Raw genomic sequence first — 15,881 nt, forward strand, 5'->3', positions numbered from 1 at the left:
AACGCGCCTGCTACCGAGCAGGCGTGTACTCAGTTCAAGCTGTCCTCGCGGCGAACCACTGCCCTGCCCTCACCACTTCGAAGGTGAAGGCATAGGGCAGGGTTACCGGCACCAGCTCGATGCGTGCGGCATGTGTGCAATCCCCGTTCAACGGCGCCTGCACACCGGCAGGGTAATGACAGACCGCAGCCGGTTCGAACAACCACCCGGAGGTGGCTGTCAGCGCAGCTTGTAGCAGACCCTCGTTAGCCGCATCGCTTCCCGCGCCGCAGGCCGAGTGCGCCAACAGTGGCGTGCTACGTTCCACCCGCCCCTGCGCATCTAGGATGACGTTTACACACACCGTGATGGCAGCCAACGAACGCTTGGCGTACGCCGACGGCAACACCGGATCAGCATCCCTTATCGCAACCGGCATGCGGAAGCTTTCCGTGGCGGCCAACTGATAGGGCTGTATTTCGCCCGCACCACCGAAAGACTCGGGCGCCAGCACCTGCCGGTGCTGGTTGAGGTTGAAACTGCTGCCCACCTGCTCTTTCGCCGTCTGTGTCGCACAGCCGGCAAGCATCAGTGCGCTGAGCACCACGACCTGCCTGCGCATCTCAGCCCCTGCTCGGGGTTTCGGAGTAACGCATTTCTTCATCATCCATATCAAACGAGATCGGTACTTTGATGACGCCGGCAACCGGTTTGCCGTCCTTCATCGCCGGTGTGAACCGCCACTGCCTTGCAGCGGCAATCGAGGTCGCCTCGAAAACACCTTTGGGATACGCCTCGGTAACGACCACGTCGGTCGCTCGGCCTTCGGCGTCCACCGCGATACGCAACACCACCTTGCCGGTGGTGCGACTGTCCACCGCATCGCGCGGATAGCTGGGCGGTGGCATCCGCCCGGCATCCGGCAAGGCAAGCTGCCCTGCGTTGCCGGATGCTGCCGATACGATGGCCGGATCGCCGCCGGCCAGGGCGACCGACCGCAGCTCCAGCACCCAGGTCGAGCGCCCGTCAGCAGTGGACACTTCGATGCCTGCCGCCGCATCGGGCTTGATCAGCAGGGTCGGCGACGAGATCAGATCCCCATTCGCCTTCAACGTGCCTTTGAGCGTAAGCATGCCGTCGGCGGCAGGCTGCAGGGTGAACTCTGCGGCCCACTGCACGCCCTTGTCCGAGCTGGCGCTGAAAGAGAACGGCGTGCCTGCCGATTGCTGCAACTCGAAGCGCTGCTTGGTGCCTTCCAGCGTTGCCTCCACGAAGGTTGCATACACCGTGCCCTTGCCGGTCGTTGTGGACGTGGATGAAGCAGAAGACGATGTCGACGTGGAGGTGGACACCGCCTTTCCCGGCTGCGCGGCCCAGGCGGTATAGCCAACGCCAGTCGTCAAGCCCAAGGACAGCACCAACATGGCACACCACTGCTTCCTGCCCGGTACGGGACGCTTCAACATGGCAATACGCTCCTTCAATGGATGATGGTTCTGCCAGTGACACCCCACCGGCAGAGGGGACGCGGCCAGCCCGGTCTTGAGCATGGCCTCGCCGTAACTGCGGCGTGCACCCGAGACCCGGGCAATCACACGTTCATCGCAGGACAATTCCTGGTCTTCGCGGCAACAACGCAACGCGTACAACAACAGCGGGTTGAACCAGTACAGGCACTGCAGCAGCGCCAACAAGGCGTTGATCGCGATGTCGCCGCGCTGCAGATGCACGCGCTCATGCAGCAGCACCAACTGCTGCTCGATCGGCAGGTAGCGCGCTTCGAAACCGGCCGGCAGCACGATCCGCGGGCGCAGCAAGCCCATCGCCGCAGGCAACCCCGCCACCGTCTGCGCCTGCCACAGACCATCATCGCGCTGGCTGAGCTGCCCCAATCCGCGCTGGAAATTCCGCTGCTGCCGATACAAACGCAATGCCATCAGCAGTACTCCGCTCAACCATGCGCAGCACAGCCACAGCGGCCAATGCGCTATCACCGCGGGACCGGCAACCACTGCTTGCCCGACCTGCACCGCCACCTCGCTGACCCGCATCGGCACCGCCGCGACCTGCGGCGCAGGCAGCAACACCGCCAGCAGCACTACCGGCAACAACACCCAAAGCAGATACGCAGCGCTTGCGCCGAGCCAGTACCGCAGCGGCTGGCGCAGGATAAGCACCAACGCAACCGCGGCACTGCTGGCCAAGGTTGTCTTGAGCAGCAGTGCCAGGATCTCAGTGCTGGTCATCATCAAGCCCCTCCAGCAGTTTGCGCAGCTCGGCCACGTCGTCACGGCTGAGCCGTTGGTTCTGGCTGAAATGCGCTACCAAAGGCGCGACCCGGCCGTCGAACAAGCGTTCGATCAGGCTGCTGCTTTCCTCCAGTACCCAAGCCTCGCGCTGCACCAGCGGCGCATACAGAAAACGCCGGCCGTCCTTGCTGGCACTGATGGCACCCTTGTTGAGCAGGCGGTTGAGCAGGGTCTTGACCGTGGCCTCGGCCCATTCATTGCCATCGGGCAGGCGCGCGATCACCTCCTCTGCAGACAGCGGGTGCTGCCCCCACAACACCTCCATCACCACGGCCTCGGCTTCGCTTATCCTGACCATCGTTTACGCCTGTAATTTTTTTCGATTACACGAGTAAACGAACAGCCTGTCAAGACCCCTTCAGGTGATTCAGCAGCACCATGGTGTAATGCCGTCACCCCCGCAAACACCGGACACCATGCCCCATCACGTGACCGACCTCGATGCCGCCGTGGATTGGCTGCTGAACAACATCCAGGGCCCCCTGCGCATCGGCGCCCCACTGGCGCTGGGCAAACCACACCGTTTGCTCAATGCCTTGTACGCGCGCATCGAGCATGACCCCGCGCGACCACTGCAGCTGTACACCGCGCTGTCGCTGAACCCGCCACAGGCCAAAGGCGATGGCCTGGAAGCGCGCTTCATGCGCCCGTTCGTGGAACGCCACTTCGGCAACGACTTTCCGCGCCTGGCCTATTCCGACGCGATCGCCCGCGATGCCCTGCCGGACCACGTGCAGGTGGAAGAGTTCTACATGCAGTCCGGCGCGCTGCTGCGTTCGACGCAGGCGCAGCGCTACTACACCAGCCTGAACTACACGCATGCCGCCGATGCGGTGGCCCAGCGCGCGCCCAATGCCATCGTGCAGAAAGTCGCCTGGCGCGAAGGCAGCAACCAGCTGTCGCTGTCGTGCAACAACGACATCACCCAGGACACGCTGGATGCCATCGCCGCACGCGGCCTGCCCAAGCCCCTGCTGATTGCCGAGATTGACCCACAACTGCCGTGGCTGGGTGGAACCGCTGCGGTCGATCCGGATTTCTTCGATCTGGTCATCACCCCGCCCGGCCCCTATCCGCAGCTGTTCGGCCTGCCACGGCAGCCGGTCAGCGATGCCGACTACGCCATCGGCCTGTATGCCAGCACCCTGGTGCGCGATGGCGGCACCCTGCAGATCGGCATCGGCACCCTGGCCGATGCGCTCAGCCACGCATTGGTGCTGCGACATACCGACAACGCACGTTATCGGCAGATTCTGCATGCGCTGGATCCACAGCTTGCCGAACACCCGCTGGTGCGCGAAGCCGGCGGCCTGGGGCCGTTTGAAATCGGCCTGTACGGCTGCAGCGAAATGCTCAACGAAGGTTTCCGCAAGCTGGTGCAGACCGGCGTGATCTGGCGCAAGGTGCATGACGACCTGGGCCTGATGCAGCGCCTTGCCGACGGCACCGCCAGCAACGGCGACCGGGCCCGCCTCGCGCGCGAAGGCGAATACCTGCACGGCGCCTTCTACCTGGGCTCACCCGAGTTCTACGACTGGCTGTGCAAGCTGCTCGAGGCCGAACGCAGCGCCATCGGCATGCGCCGCATCAGCGAGATCAACCAGCTGTACGGCGGCAACGAAGCGCTGGAGCGACTGCAGCGCCGCGATGCCCGCTTCTTCAACTCCTGCATGATTGCCAGCGCACTCGGCGCAGCCGCCTCCGATGCGCTGGAAGACGGCCGCGTGGTGTCCGGCGTTGGTGGCCAGTACAACTTCGTGGCGATGGCGCACGCCCTGCCCGATGCGCGCAGCATCCTGATGTTCCGTGCGCTGCGCGAAGATGATGGAAAAGCGCAATCCAATGTGCGTTGGAACTATGGCCACACCACCATCCCGCGCCATCTGCGCGATGTGTTCGTCAACGAATATGGCATCGCCGACCTGCGCGGCAAGACCGATGAGGACTGCGTCACCGCCATGGCCGCCATCACCGATTCGGCATTCCAGCCGGCGCTGCTGGACCAGGCCAAGGCCTCGAAGAAGCTCGCGCCCAACTTCGTTGCGCCCGCGCAGTGGCAACAGAACCGCGCCGAGGTGCTGCGTGCGGCCTTGGCCCCGTTCCGTGCGGATGGCAGCTTGCCCGACTACCCGCTGGGCAGCGATTTCGACGCCGTCGAGCAGGATCTTCTGCGCGCCTTGGGTTGGCTGAAATCGGCGACGGCCACGCCGATGGGCAAACTGCGCACGGTGCTGGCAGCACTGCGCCAACCGGCGGCCGACAACGATGCGATGTACCTGCAGCGGATGGGACTGGAACACCCCGCCACGTTTGGTGATCGGATCAACGCCGGCCTGCTGCGCCTGGGGTTGGCGCGCAGCGCACGCGGCAGCTGAGGCTCTGCCCGGTCTTGGCAGCATCCATGCGGGGCCACGAAGGTACGTGGCCCCGTCGCGGTACGGCCACAGGCATCCGTCGCCGTATCCGTTGGGCTATGTCGAGGAGCCGTCAACGCCGGCCAACCCGCGTTTGCTATAACGCAGGCCTCACCCTTGCTATAGCAGGCTGCAGTCCATGTACCAGCCCAAGCTCCTGTCGATCATCGTGTGCGCGGCCGCGCTGCTGTCCGCCTGCAAGAAGGAACAGCCTGCACCCACCGCTGTTGCGACCCCCACCACGGCACCAACCGTCGTGCCCGCGGCAGCGCCTCCTGCCACGCCTGCCGAAAGCACGATCATTGCCAGCCAGCCCGGCTATGGCGGCAGCAACTGGGCGCTGAACCGCGCACAGGTGACCGGCAACATTCTCACGCTGCAATTCACGGTGTCGCCGCCAACCGATAAATCCCTGTTCGACTACAGCCGTTTCAAGATCGACCAGATCGCCCTGATCGACGACACCAGCGCGCAGCGCTACAGCGTGCTCAAGGACGATACCGGCCGGCCGATGGCCTCGCCCATCGACGACAAGGCCGAAGCCCTGCGCATCGCCATCGCCGCCAACTCCAGTGGCGTGGTATGGCTGAAATTCCCGGCGCCACCGGTGACTTCACAAAGTGTGTCGATAACGCTACCCGAAGTAGGCCCCTTCGACGGCATCAAGGTCAGCCGATGAAACGCGCGATGCCAGTGCTGTGCGTGCTGGTGCTGGCGACCGCTGCCTGCAACCGCCAGGCACCCGTGCCAAGCGCGGCGCCAACCGGGCATTCCGACGCGGTGGATGCCGCTGCCGTTGCCGCTGCCGCGCCGCCGGCACCGACACCGACCAATGCAGCGCAGATGCAGGGCTCCGGCTTGAGTGGAACTGTCAGCGGGCTCAACGCGGAGGTGTCCGACCTCAAGGGCCTGATCGGCGCGCTGGGTGGCGAAGTCCGTGACCGGCAGATCCATCTGGCGCTTCCGGCCGACACCTTGTTCGCCTTCGACAGCTCCGATATCCAACCCGCAGCTGCCGCCGAACTGGGTACATTGCTGGCGTTGCTCCAACAGACCACCGGCCCGATCAAGCTGCTGGGCTATACCGATGACAAAGGCGAAGAGGCCTACAACCTCAACCTGTCGCAGCGCCGCGCCGACGCGGTAGCGGTGTGGCTCAGCGCGCGCGGCATCGCGGTGAGCCGGCTGCTGCCCGAAGGGCGTGGCGAGAGCGACCCCGTTGCGGCCAACACCCGACCGGACGGAAGCGACGATCCCCAAGCCCGTCAACGCAACCGCCGCGTCGAGGTGGTGGTGCCTTTGCCCTAGCGCATCGCTATGTGCCGAGCCGCTCAAACCCTGGCCGTCGGCGTCATCCGATGAAGATCTTGCGACGCGGTTTATGCCGCTTCTACAACGGTTGCTAGTGGGAAAGCCCCTGCCGAGCACGGCTCGGCACTACACCTTCGCTCTCTTTCGCTTAGCTAACCCACAAAAACAAAGGCCGGGTTTCCCCGGCCTCTGTTCAAGACTCGCGTTGGAAGGCGATCAGTTCGCGGTCAACGCCTTGGCTGCTGCCACAACCGCTTCGGTGGTGATGCCGAAGTGCTTGTACAGCTTGTCGGCCGGGGCCGATGCGCCGAAGGTGTCCAGGCCGATAACCGCACCGTCCAGGCCCACGTACTGGCGCCAGAAACCGGTGACACCGGCTTCGACCGCAACGCGCTTGCGCACGGCGTTCGGAAGCACGGATTCGCGGTACGCCGCGTCCTGGCGATCGAACACGTCGGTGCACGGCATCGACACCACACGGGTCTTGATGCCGGCAGCGTCCAGCTCGGCCTTGGCGGCCACGGCCAGACCAATTTCCGAACCGGTGCCGATCAGGATCACGTCCGGGGTACCGGCGGCATCAGCCAGCACGTAACCACCGCGCTCGATCTGCTGCACCTGCTCGGCCGTACGCGGCTGCGGGGCCAGGTTCTGGCGGCTGAAGATCAGGCAGCTCGGCCCATCCTTGCGGACGATGGCAGCCTTCCAGCTGACCGCCGATTCGGCCGCATCGCAGGGACGCCAGACATCGTTGTTGGGGATGTAGCGCAGCGAGGACACGTGCTCCACCGGCTGATGGGTGGGGCCGTCTTCGCCCAGACCGATCGAGTCGTGGGTGAACACGTGGATGACGTGCGCCGGGATCAGCGCACTCATGCGCAGTGCATTGCGGGCGTAGTCGCTGAATACCAGGAAGGTGGCGTCGAACGGCAGGAAGCCGCCGTGCAGGGCCAGGCCATTGGCGATGGCGCTCATGCCAAACTCACGCACGCCGTAGTGCACGTAGTTGGCATGCGGGTCTTCGCCGACCACGGTCTGCGCACCCTTCCACAGGGTCAGGTTGGAACCGGCCAGGTCGGCCGAGCCACCGATTATTTCCGGCAGCAGCGGTGCAAAAGCCTGGATGGCGTTCTGCGAGGCCTTGCGCGAGGCGATGTTCGGCGCTTCGGCCTGCACCTGGGCGATGTAGGCATCGGCCTGGGCAATGAAGTCGGCCGGCAGTTCGCCGTGCGAACGACGGGTCAGCTCATCGGCGTCGGCCGGGAACTGCGCGGCGTACTTGTCAAACAACTGCTCCCACTCTGCCTGACGCAGGGTGCCGGTGCCGCCAGCGCGCCAGCCGCCGTAGACTTCTTCCGGAATCTCGAACGGGCCGTACGGCCAGTTCAGTGCCTTGCGGGTGGCTTCCAGTTCGTCCTTGCCCAGCGGTGCGCCGTGGCTGGATTCCTGGCCGGCCTTGTTCGGCGAACCAAAACCAATGGTGGTCTTGCAGCAGATGAGGGTCGGCTTGTCGAACTGCGACAGCGCCTGCTCGATGCCGGCCTTGATGCTTTCCGGGTCGTGGCCGTCAACGTCGCGCACCACGTTCCAGCCATAGGCCTCGAAGCGCTCCGGAGTGTTGTCGGTGAACCAGCCTTCCACTTCACCGTCGATGGAGATGTTGTTGTTGTCCCAGAAGCAGACCAGCTTGCTCAGGCCCCAGGTGCCGGCCAGCGAGGCGGCTTCGTGGGAAATGCCTTCCATCAGGCAGCCGTCGCCCATGAACACCCAGGTGCGATGATCGACGATTTCGAACTCGGGGCGGTTGTAGCGCTGCGACAGCAGCTTTTCCGCCAGCGCGAAGCCGACCGCATTAGCCAGGCCCTGGCCGAGCGGGCCGGTGGTGGTTTCAATGCCGGGGGTTTCGTGGTGCTCCGGGTGGCCGGCGGTCTTGCTGCCCAGCTGACGGAAGGCCTTCAGTTCTTCGATCGGCAGGTCATAGCCGCTCAGGTGCAGCAGCGCGTAGTGCAGCATCGAGCCGTGGCCGTTGGACAGCACGAAACGGTCGCGGTTGAACCACTTCGGGTTGTTCGGGTTGTGACGGAGATAGTCGTTCCAGAGCACTTCGGCGATATCGGCCATGCCCATCGGCATGCCGGGATGGCCGGACTTGGCGGCTTCGACCGCATCAGCGGCTAGGAAACGGATGGCGTTCGCCAACTGGCGGCGGGTAGGCTGCGTCATGGTTCGTCGGAATCGGGAGGCTCCCGCGGAACTGCGGGCGGCCTATTGTCCCACAAGCCACCGCCGGGATCAGTCCGTAAAAACTGATGCCAGTTTACGTAGGGTCCGGTCGAGGCCGGGGCGGCTCCGCTCGAAAGCCCCCTCTCCCCAGCCCCTCTCCCGCAGGGGGAGAGGGGCTTGAAGCTGCGATGGCCGGCAGCGTTTCGGCCTGGACCGATGCGAGCCTCCCTCCCCTTGCCGGCTGAAAGGAGCCGGCTGATGAATCACAGGTTCGTGGCCCATTGAATGGCCTTGCGCTGGCGCAAGGGCCGGGACGCGGGGCCGGGAGTTGGGGAGAGGAAGAAGGCCTCAAGCAGAACGGCCACCCTGAACAGGGCGGCCGTTCTTTATTGAAGCACCGTCGGCACACTCATTCCTGCGGGTGATGCCTTCCCAGGCTGTCATCGCTCTCGCCCCGCGCCACCAAGGTGGTCAAGGCCAGGTCGCCGGTCACGTTCAGCGCGGTGCGGCACATGTCCAAGAAGTGGTTCACTCCCAGGATCAGGCCGATGCCGGCCGGGTTGACCCCGACCATGGCGCAGATCAGCGCCACCACCGGCAGCGACCCGGAGGGCACACCGGCAGTACCGATGCCGCCGAGAATGCATACCACCATGACCATGAACTGCTGGCCGATGCTCAGGTCCACGCCGAAGAACTGGGCCAGGAAGATCACCGTAACGCCCTCGAACAGGGCGGTGCCGTTCTGGTTGGCGGTGGCACCCACCGTCAGAACAAAGCGCGAAACCTTGTGCGGGAAACCCATCTGGTCGGCCACGCGCAGCGCGGTCGGCAAGGTGGCATTGGACGAGGCGGTGGAAAACGCCATCACCGTGGCTTCCTGCGTCTGCCGGAAGAACTGGATCGGTGAGCGCCCAGCCAGCTTCACCGCGATGCCGTAGCTGACAAACATGTGCGTGGCCAACGCCAGCACCACCACGCCCACATAGGCGCCAAGCTTGATCAGCAGGTCAAAGCCGAAGATGGCCGCCAGATTGAACATGAAGCAGGCCACTGCGTACGGCGCCAGGCGGATGACCAGGTTGATCAACGTCATCGAGACCTCGAACAGGCCTTCGATCGCCTTACGCAGCGTGGCCACCTTCTCGGCTGGCGACAGCACCATGCCGATGCCCAGCATCAATGCGAAGAACATCAGCGAAAGGATCTTGCCGTTGTCCGAAGCCGCGTCGATGACGTTGTCGGGCACGATCGACAGCAGCATGTCCAGGCCCTTGGGCGCGGTACCTGCCCCGGCCACGATCGCCTTGCTGCGTTCGGCATTCTCGGCCAGCAGCTTGGCCGCCACCGCCGGATCAACGCCCGCACCCGGCTGGAACAGATTGACCAGTACCAGGCCGATCAATACCGCCACGCCGGACAGCACGATGGTATAGGCCAGCGACTTCCAGCCGATCCGCCCCAGCGAGCGGATGTCGCCCATCTCCGACACGCCCATCACCAGCGCCGAGAAGATCAACGGCACGATCAGCATGAAGATCAGGCTCAGGAACAGCCCGGACACTGGAGTGGTCAGATAGGTGGTGACCGTGTGCACCCAGGGCGCATCCGGGCTGACGAGGTGCACGATCAGACCCAGCAGCAGGCCGACGCCGAAGCCGATCCCTATCTTCCAGTGGAACGGCATTTTGGCTGTGGTCTTGGCTGCATTGGCCATTGGTTGCTTCCCTCCGGTGAATGGATCAGCTTAACAGACGGTGTACAGCCGCCTTTTTCAGCCTTGTCCAGGATAGAGAGGGTCCAGCAGCGGTTTTTCCACCACCGTGGTTTGCCGCCAACGCGGGCCGGCCTTGAACACCTCGCGCAAACGCGCGCGGGCAGCGCTCACATCGCCCTCGCCGCCCCAACGCGCCCGCTGCATGCGCTGCAAGGCCTCGCGCTGTGCCGGGTCATCCAGTTTCTCCATTACCGCGTCCAGGCCATCCACCCCGGCCATCGCCGCCAGCACCTGCGCGACCTCGTCGAGGCTGCCGGCATCCAGCGCACGCCGCAGATCGGCCGTGCCATACGCTGACCCCGGTGGAGTGGTCTTGGTGACGGGTGCGCCAGCCACGCGCAGCGGCGTACGCCGGCGCGACAGGCCCCAGATCAGGGTGGCCAGCCACAACAGCGCAAATCCCGCCGCCAAGGCAGGCCACCACCAGCTGTTGGCCGGATTGCCAGCGGCAGGCAAGGCCGTAGCCGACAGTGCCGGCGACCCCGCCGCTGCCGGCTGCGCCAAGGGCGGCGGCACCATGCCGTTGTTGCTACCTTGGGCAACCTGCAGATTCAGCGCCGGCAACGCGGTGGTGCGCGCCTGCCCGGCAGCCACATCCCACCACGCCATCTGGATGCCGGGCACGGTCAACGCGCCGGTCTGCTGCGGCACGATCGAATAGCGTCGGGTCAGCTTCAACTGCGGGCTGGCACCGACGAAGGTCTCATCGTATTGCGGCGGCTCGGCGAACACCTGCGCGCCGTCACCCAACGAAGGGACCGGCAGTTCCGGGAACTGCGCCTTGGTCGCACCGCTGGCGATGGCTTCCACTTCGATGGCGATAGCCTCGCCGGTGCGTCCACTGCTGGGCGCGGCGGTATAGCGCAGCTGCAGGTTCTTCAGCGGCAGCCAGGGTTGTGGCGCATTGGCGGGCGTAGCCCGTATCTGCAGGGTCTGGTCCGCGCCGCGCGCACTGAGCTGGCCATTGTCGCGGCCAAAGAAGTCGTCGAAGAAGCCCCCCGCTCCCTGACCGCTGAAACGTGCACCGGCCAGCTGCAACGGCCCGCTGCGTTCAGGGATCAACAAAAAGCGCCGCTCCACCACGTTGTAACGGCGTCCGTTGACTTCGCGTACGGAAGTACTGTCATCGCCAATCCGCTGCAGCGAGGCCGCTGCCGGTGTATCCAGCACCAGTTCGCCCGAGGCCAGCTGGGTGGCGAAGTACAGCCGTACCACCACGCCCACGCTCTGCTGCACATACGGTTGTTTGTCATCGACCTCGGTTTCGATGAAGGCCAGCGCATTGCTGTCTCGGCTGGCCATCGGCGCCGCTTCCACCTTCACCAGCAAGGGCGTGGTGCTGGCGTTGCCAACCCGCAGGGCGGGAATATCCAGCATGCCGGTGCGCCGCGGCGTAAGCGTCACCGCGTACTGCGCGCTGTTGCGGGTGGCGCCGCCGCCCATCTGCAACTGGCGGCTGCTGCTCTGCGCACTCAACGTGAAATCCGCCTGCAGCGGCGTGTAATCCGGCGCGCCGGACTGGTCGGTCTCGATGGTGAGGGTGACGCTCTCTGCCTGGTTGATGCTGTCGCGGTCCAGCCAGGCGCGGGTCTGTGCCTGCAGCAGGCCGCTGAAGACCAACAGGCTCAGCAACAGCCATCGCTGCAGAGAGAGGGATGGGTGATTGCTTGTCATCGTTTTTCCCGCATCCGTCGCTCGTACTCGAGCTGGAATTTTGCCTTCAACAAATCGCCGGGCTCGTCTGGCACCCGCTGCATCCAGGCTTCAACGGCCTGCTGCTGTTCGCGCTGGGCGGGCGTCATCGCCGCACGCGCGGCAGCGCTCTGTTGCTCGCCTTCGCCGGCCTGCTGCTGGCGCATCGCCTCGGCCATGCGCTGGCGCTGGGCCTGGTCTGCCTGCTGCTGCCTGCCGGCATCTTCGCTCTGCGGCGCCTGATCGCCCTTCTCGGGCGAGCGGCTGCCGTCCTGCGACGGGTTCTGCTCGGCGGGCCGCTGGCCCTGGTGCGACGGGTTCGACGGCTGGCCCGGTTGCCCATTCTGCGGCTGACCCTGCTGCCCTGGCTGCTGGCCCTGCTGGCCCTGCTGCGAGGGGTTGTGCTGCTGGCCCTGTTGCCCGGGCTGATCCTTGCCCTGCTGCGGCTTGGACGGATTGGACTGCTTGCCCTGCTGCCCCTGCTGCGACTTGCGCTTGCGCGCGGCATCCACCGCTGCACGGTTCGCCACCGCATCCTGCATGCCGGGATGCGCTTTCAAGGCGCGGTCGTAGGCCTCGATGGCTTCGTCGTACTTGCCTTGGCGAGCCAGCGCATTGCCGAGGTTGTACCAGCCCTGATCGCTGTCGATGCCCTCGAACTTCTTCTGCGCGGTGGCGAAATCACCAAGCCGGTAGGCGTCAACGCCTTCGCCCAGGCGCTGATGCTGGCGCTGATCGGCGCGTTGCCACCAACCGCCCTGCTCGGCCGCCTGCGCCGGTTGCAGCATCGGCAACAACAGGCACAGCGCAAGCACCGGCATTACCCGGCGCGGGCGGCGGAAGGCGAACAGTGCCAACAACAGCAGCGGCGGCAACAGCCAATAGCCTTCGTCCTGCCATTGCTTGCCACTGCTGGCCTGCAGCTCGCGATCCTGCGCGCCGGCCTGCGGTTCGAGTACACCCAGGGCCTGCAGGTCCGCCGACGTGTTGGCAATACGCTGATAGCCGCCACCACCGGCCGTGGCCAGTGCCCGCAACGAGGTTTCATCCAGATGCGCCTGCTCGATCGCCCCGCGTGGATCGCGGTAAGACGCGCCTTGCAGGCTACCCAGACCAATCGCCGACACCCGATAGCCCGCAACACGCAACCTGGCAGCCTCGGCCAGGGCCGCTGCGTCGGCATGATCGGTCAACAACAGGATCTCGCCATTGCGCGCGCCGGACTGTTTGAGCAGCTCACCGGCCCACTGCAACGCCTTGTCCGGGCGTTGACCATCGACCGGCATCACTTCCGGTGCCAGTGCATCGAGAAACAAGGCAACATTGGCCGCGTCATCGGTCAACGGCGCCACGGTAAAGGGCTCCCAGGCGAAAGCGACCAGCGCCACTTCGCCGCCTTTGCGCTCACGCAGCAGGCTGGCCAGCTTGGCCCGGGCCTGCAGCAGCCGCGATGGCGGCAGATCGGTCGCGCGGATGCTGCTGGACAGATCCAGCACGATCACCAGCGGCGTCTTCGATTCCCACAAGGGCTGCTCCAGTTGCCGCCAACTCGGCCCCGCCAGCGCCAGTGCAGCGAGCGTCAAGCCAAGCGCCACAACAACGCTGCCCCAGCAACCGCGCTTGCGGCCATCGCTGATCACATGCGCGAGCAGATGCGGATCCACCGCATCGTGCCAACGTGCGCTGCGATGACGACGCCACCAGCCGCCGAGCACGGCAGCCGGTACCAGCAACAAGGCCCACAACCACTCCGGGCGCAGAAAATGCAGATCCTGCCAGTTGATCATGACCGCAACCCCCGCCACGCCAGTGCAAGCACGCCCAGGATCAAGGCCAACGCCAAGGGCCAGGGATAGCGCTCGATACGCGGACGAACCGCCGGCCCGGCATCTTTTACCGGCTCCAGCCGGTCCAGTTCGGCATAGATCTTGACCAGCTCTTCGGTATCGCGGGCACGGAAGAAACGCCCGCCGGTTTCGCTGGCGACCTTGGTCAAGGTGGCTTCGTCGACCTGGTCATCGGCACCCGGCAGCTGTACGCCGAACAGCGACATGCCGCCGCTGCCACCGAATGCAATGGTGTAAACCCGCACGCCCTCGGCCTTGGCCAGTTCGGCAGCCTTCAACGGTTCAAGTACACCTGCGGTATTGACGCCGTCGGTCAGCACGATCACCACGCGCTGGCCTTGTGGCTGCTCGCGCAGGCGCTTTACCGACAACGCAATCGCATCGCCCAACGCGGTTTCGCGCCCCGCCAGCCCGACCACGCTGTCGCGCAGCTGATCACGCACGGTGGCGCGGTCGGCTGTGAGTGGCGTCAAGGCATAGGCGCGCTGGCCAAACACCAGCAGACCAATACGATCGCCTTCGCGGCGTTCGAGGAAATCCGCCAGCACCGCCTTGGCGGCGGTAAGCCGGTCCACAACCTGGCCGCCGAGCTGCATGTCGGGCTCGCTCATGCTGCCGGACAGGTCAACTGCCAGCATCATCTGCCGCGCCTGCCGTGGCGGTTCGATCGGTTCACCCAGATGCTGCGGTCGCGCCGCGGCCGCACACAGGCACAGCCATGCCAACCACAACAGCAACATCTGCAGCACCGCCGCAGTGCGCGAGGAGGCCTGCAGTTGCAGGCGCGCTGGCTCATAGGGCACGCGCAGGGCGGCGCCGTTTTCTTCGCGCAGCGGCCACAACAACATCAACAACGGCAATGGCAAAGCCAGCCAGGCCCACGGCCAGGCAAAGTTTGGCAACAAGCTCAATCCGCTTGCGAGAATGTCCTGCATCAGCGCCGCCCAGCCATCAATTCCAGAAAGCGGGCACGCGCCAGCTGACAGACGTGTTCGACCTGCTCGCCCTCAAGCTGGGGACGGAAACCGCCGTCCAGCAATAGCCGGCCTGCGCCGCTGCTGAAATCCCTGCGTTTGCCGCCGTCGAGAAAACGCAGCCACGCCTCGCCCTGCAGATGTACCGCCTGCGGATCCAGCTGGCGCGCAGCGCGCCGCAGCAATTCCGAGGCCGCTGCCAGCTGCGCCGGGCCTTGCGCAGCGGCCTGCAGCTGCCGATCAAACAAGGCCATCCAACGCTGCACTCTGCGCCTGCGGAAAAAATAAATGGCCAGCACGACCAGCACGATCAGCAGCACGGCGCCGATCAGCAGCCACCAGCCCGGCGCCAGCGGCCACCAACCTGGCGCGGCCGGCAGGTGCACATCACGCAGCGGCAATTGCGCGGCCATCAGCCCGCACTCCTGTTCGGCGCCATGCCCAACCAGGCATCACTCGCATCATCGGTCGACAGCGTGCTGACGCGGATGCGACGGCCGGGCAACTGCCGGCACAGTTCCTCCACCGGGCCAACAAGCGCATCGTGCCAAGCCTCGCGCACACGGGACGCGGTGAGGTCCAACTGCACCCGGCCCGACGGCGTGGCCAATGGCAGCACGCAGTGCGGTGGCGAAACTTCGAGGGGATCTAGCAACAACACCAACTCCACTTCCACATGCATCGCCAGCGCCGACCAGGTCGCGGCTGGCACCGCCTGCGCGCTGATCGGATCGGCCAATACCACCGCACGCGCGCCCGGATGCAGCACCCGCGCCGCCTGCTCCAATGCCAGTTGCAAGCCGCCGTCATCGGCCGGGCGTTCGCCATACCAACGCACCAGCGCATCCAGAGCGCGCAATACCCCGCGCGTGCCACCGGCAGGCGGCACCAGGGCCTGCTGCGGAGAACCGCGCAGGGCTGCGATGCGATCGCCATCGCGCAAGGCTGACCAGGCCGCCACCGCGCCTGCACGCGCCGCCTGCACCGATTTGAAGCGGACCCGCGTGCCGAAGTACAGGGCCGGCGCGGTATCGGCGATCAACAAGGTGACCCGCTCGCGTTCGGTCTGGAAGGTTTTGGTATGCGTGGCATCGGTACGCGCGGTCAATTTCCAGTCGATATGCCGCGCATCATCGCCGGCCACGTATTCGCGCGACTCGGCGTATTCCATCCCGCGACCACGCAGCATGGATGCCGCGCGGCCGCTTACAGCGTAATGCCCGCGTCTGGCTTTTCTGCCGCCATTGGCCGCGCCACGCAACGCGATCAGCTCGGCCAGTTGCGGACGGATGCCGTCTTCGGCTGCCGCCGTCGCCGGCAACTGCTTGGCCACCGGCGCTGTCATCGCAGGCCCG

At 65.5% G+C, this 15,881-nt stretch carries 13 protein-coding genes; 3 read left to right on the plus strand and 10 right to left on the minus strand.

Features of this window, described 5'->3' with window-relative positions:
• Positions 1–34: 34 nt before the first annotated feature.
• Genes BCV67_RS05145 through BCV67_RS05155 form a run of 3 tightly spaced genes read right to left on the minus strand, consistent with a single transcriptional unit; the run spans position 35 to position 2,586 of the window.
• On the minus strand, positions 35–601 hold the full coding sequence (locus BCV67_RS05145) for a hypothetical protein (protein WP_062166761.1): 567 nt from the start codon (positions 599–601) through the stop codon (positions 35–37).
• Position 602: 1 nt separating this feature from the next.
• Positions 603–2,228 (minus strand): TonB family protein, encoded by a 1,626-nt coding sequence (locus BCV67_RS20475; protein ID WP_082746499.1) that lies wholly within the window; start codon positions 2,226–2,228, stop codon positions 603–605.
• A complete protein-coding gene (locus BCV67_RS05155) occupies positions 2,212–2,586 on the minus strand; it encodes a BlaI/MecI/CopY family transcriptional regulator (RefSeq protein WP_062166763.1) in 375 nt (124 codons plus the stop codon). The genes BCV67_RS20475 and BCV67_RS05155 overlap by 17 nt, the downstream gene beginning before the upstream one ends.
• A 118-nt stretch (positions 2,587–2,704) precedes the next feature.
• Between BCV67_RS05155 and BCV67_RS05160 the strand changes: the two genes are divergently transcribed.
• From BCV67_RS05160 to BCV67_RS05170, 3 genes are all read left to right on the plus strand, one after another.
• A complete protein-coding gene (locus tag BCV67_RS05160) occupies positions 2,705–4,663 on the plus strand; it encodes an acetyl-CoA hydrolase/transferase C-terminal domain-containing protein (protein WP_062171430.1) in 1,959 nt (652 codons plus the stop codon).
• A 178-nt stretch (positions 4,664–4,841) separates the two neighbouring features.
• On the plus strand, positions 4,842–5,381 hold the full coding sequence (locus BCV67_RS20410) for a hypothetical protein (protein ID WP_062166764.1): 540 nt from the start codon (positions 4,842–4,844) through the stop codon (positions 5,379–5,381).
• On the plus strand, positions 5,378–6,010 hold the full coding sequence (locus BCV67_RS05170; protein WP_062166765.1) for an OmpA family protein: 633 nt from the start codon (positions 5,378–5,380) through the stop codon (positions 6,008–6,010). The genes BCV67_RS20410 and BCV67_RS05170 overlap by 4 nt, the downstream gene beginning before the upstream one ends.
• 219 nt (positions 6,011–6,229) lie before the next feature.
• Here BCV67_RS05170 and tkt read toward each other — a convergent pair whose 3' ends face one another.
• From tkt to BCV67_RS05205, 7 genes are all read right to left on the minus strand, one after another.
• Positions 6,230–8,236 carry a transketolase gene (tkt, locus tag BCV67_RS05175; protein WP_062166766.1) on the minus strand — a complete coding sequence of 669 codons (2,007 nt, stop codon included), beginning with the start codon at positions 8,234–8,236 and terminating at the stop codon, positions 6,230–6,232.
• Positions 8,237–8,645: 409 nt separating this feature from the next.
• Positions 8,646–9,953, minus strand: a complete 1,308-nt coding sequence (locus BCV67_RS05180) for a dicarboxylate/amino acid:cation symporter (RefSeq protein WP_062166767.1) — start codon at positions 9,951–9,953, stop codon at positions 8,646–8,648.
• 57 nt (positions 9,954–10,010) lie between these two features.
• Positions 10,011–11,687: a BatD family protein gene (locus BCV67_RS05185; RefSeq protein ID WP_062166768.1), complete on the minus strand. Its 1,677-nt coding sequence runs from the start codon at positions 11,685–11,687 to the stop codon at positions 10,011–10,013.
• Positions 11,684–13,510, minus strand: coding sequence for a vWA domain-containing protein (locus BCV67_RS05190; protein ID WP_428999504.1), 1,827 nt, complete (start codon positions 13,508–13,510; stop codon positions 11,684–11,686). The genes BCV67_RS05185 and BCV67_RS05190 overlap by 4 nt, the downstream gene beginning before the upstream one ends.
• Positions 13,489–14,487 carry a vWA domain-containing protein gene (locus BCV67_RS05195; RefSeq protein ID WP_062166770.1) on the minus strand — a complete coding sequence of 333 codons (999 nt, stop codon included), beginning with the start codon at positions 14,485–14,487 and terminating at the stop codon, positions 13,489–13,491. The genes BCV67_RS05190 and BCV67_RS05195 overlap by 22 nt, the downstream gene beginning before the upstream one ends.
• Complete coding sequence (locus tag BCV67_RS05200; RefSeq protein WP_062166771.1) at positions 14,487–14,939, minus strand: DUF4381 domain-containing protein; 453 nt, start codon at positions 14,937–14,939, stop codon at positions 14,487–14,489. Before BCV67_RS05200 ends, BCV67_RS05195 begins: the two co-directional genes overlap by 1 nt.
• Positions 14,939–15,871, minus strand: coding sequence for a DUF58 domain-containing protein (locus BCV67_RS05205; protein ID WP_062166772.1), 933 nt, complete (start codon positions 15,869–15,871; stop codon positions 14,939–14,941). The genes BCV67_RS05200 and BCV67_RS05205 overlap by 1 nt, the downstream gene beginning before the upstream one ends.
• Between the last annotated feature and the right edge of the window lie 10 nt (positions 15,872–15,881).

The sequence above is a fragment of the Stenotrophomonas nitritireducens genome (assembly GCF_001700965.1).
Classification (GTDB): domain Bacteria; phylum Pseudomonadota; class Gammaproteobacteria; order Xanthomonadales; family Xanthomonadaceae; genus Stenotrophomonas; species Stenotrophomonas nitritireducens_A.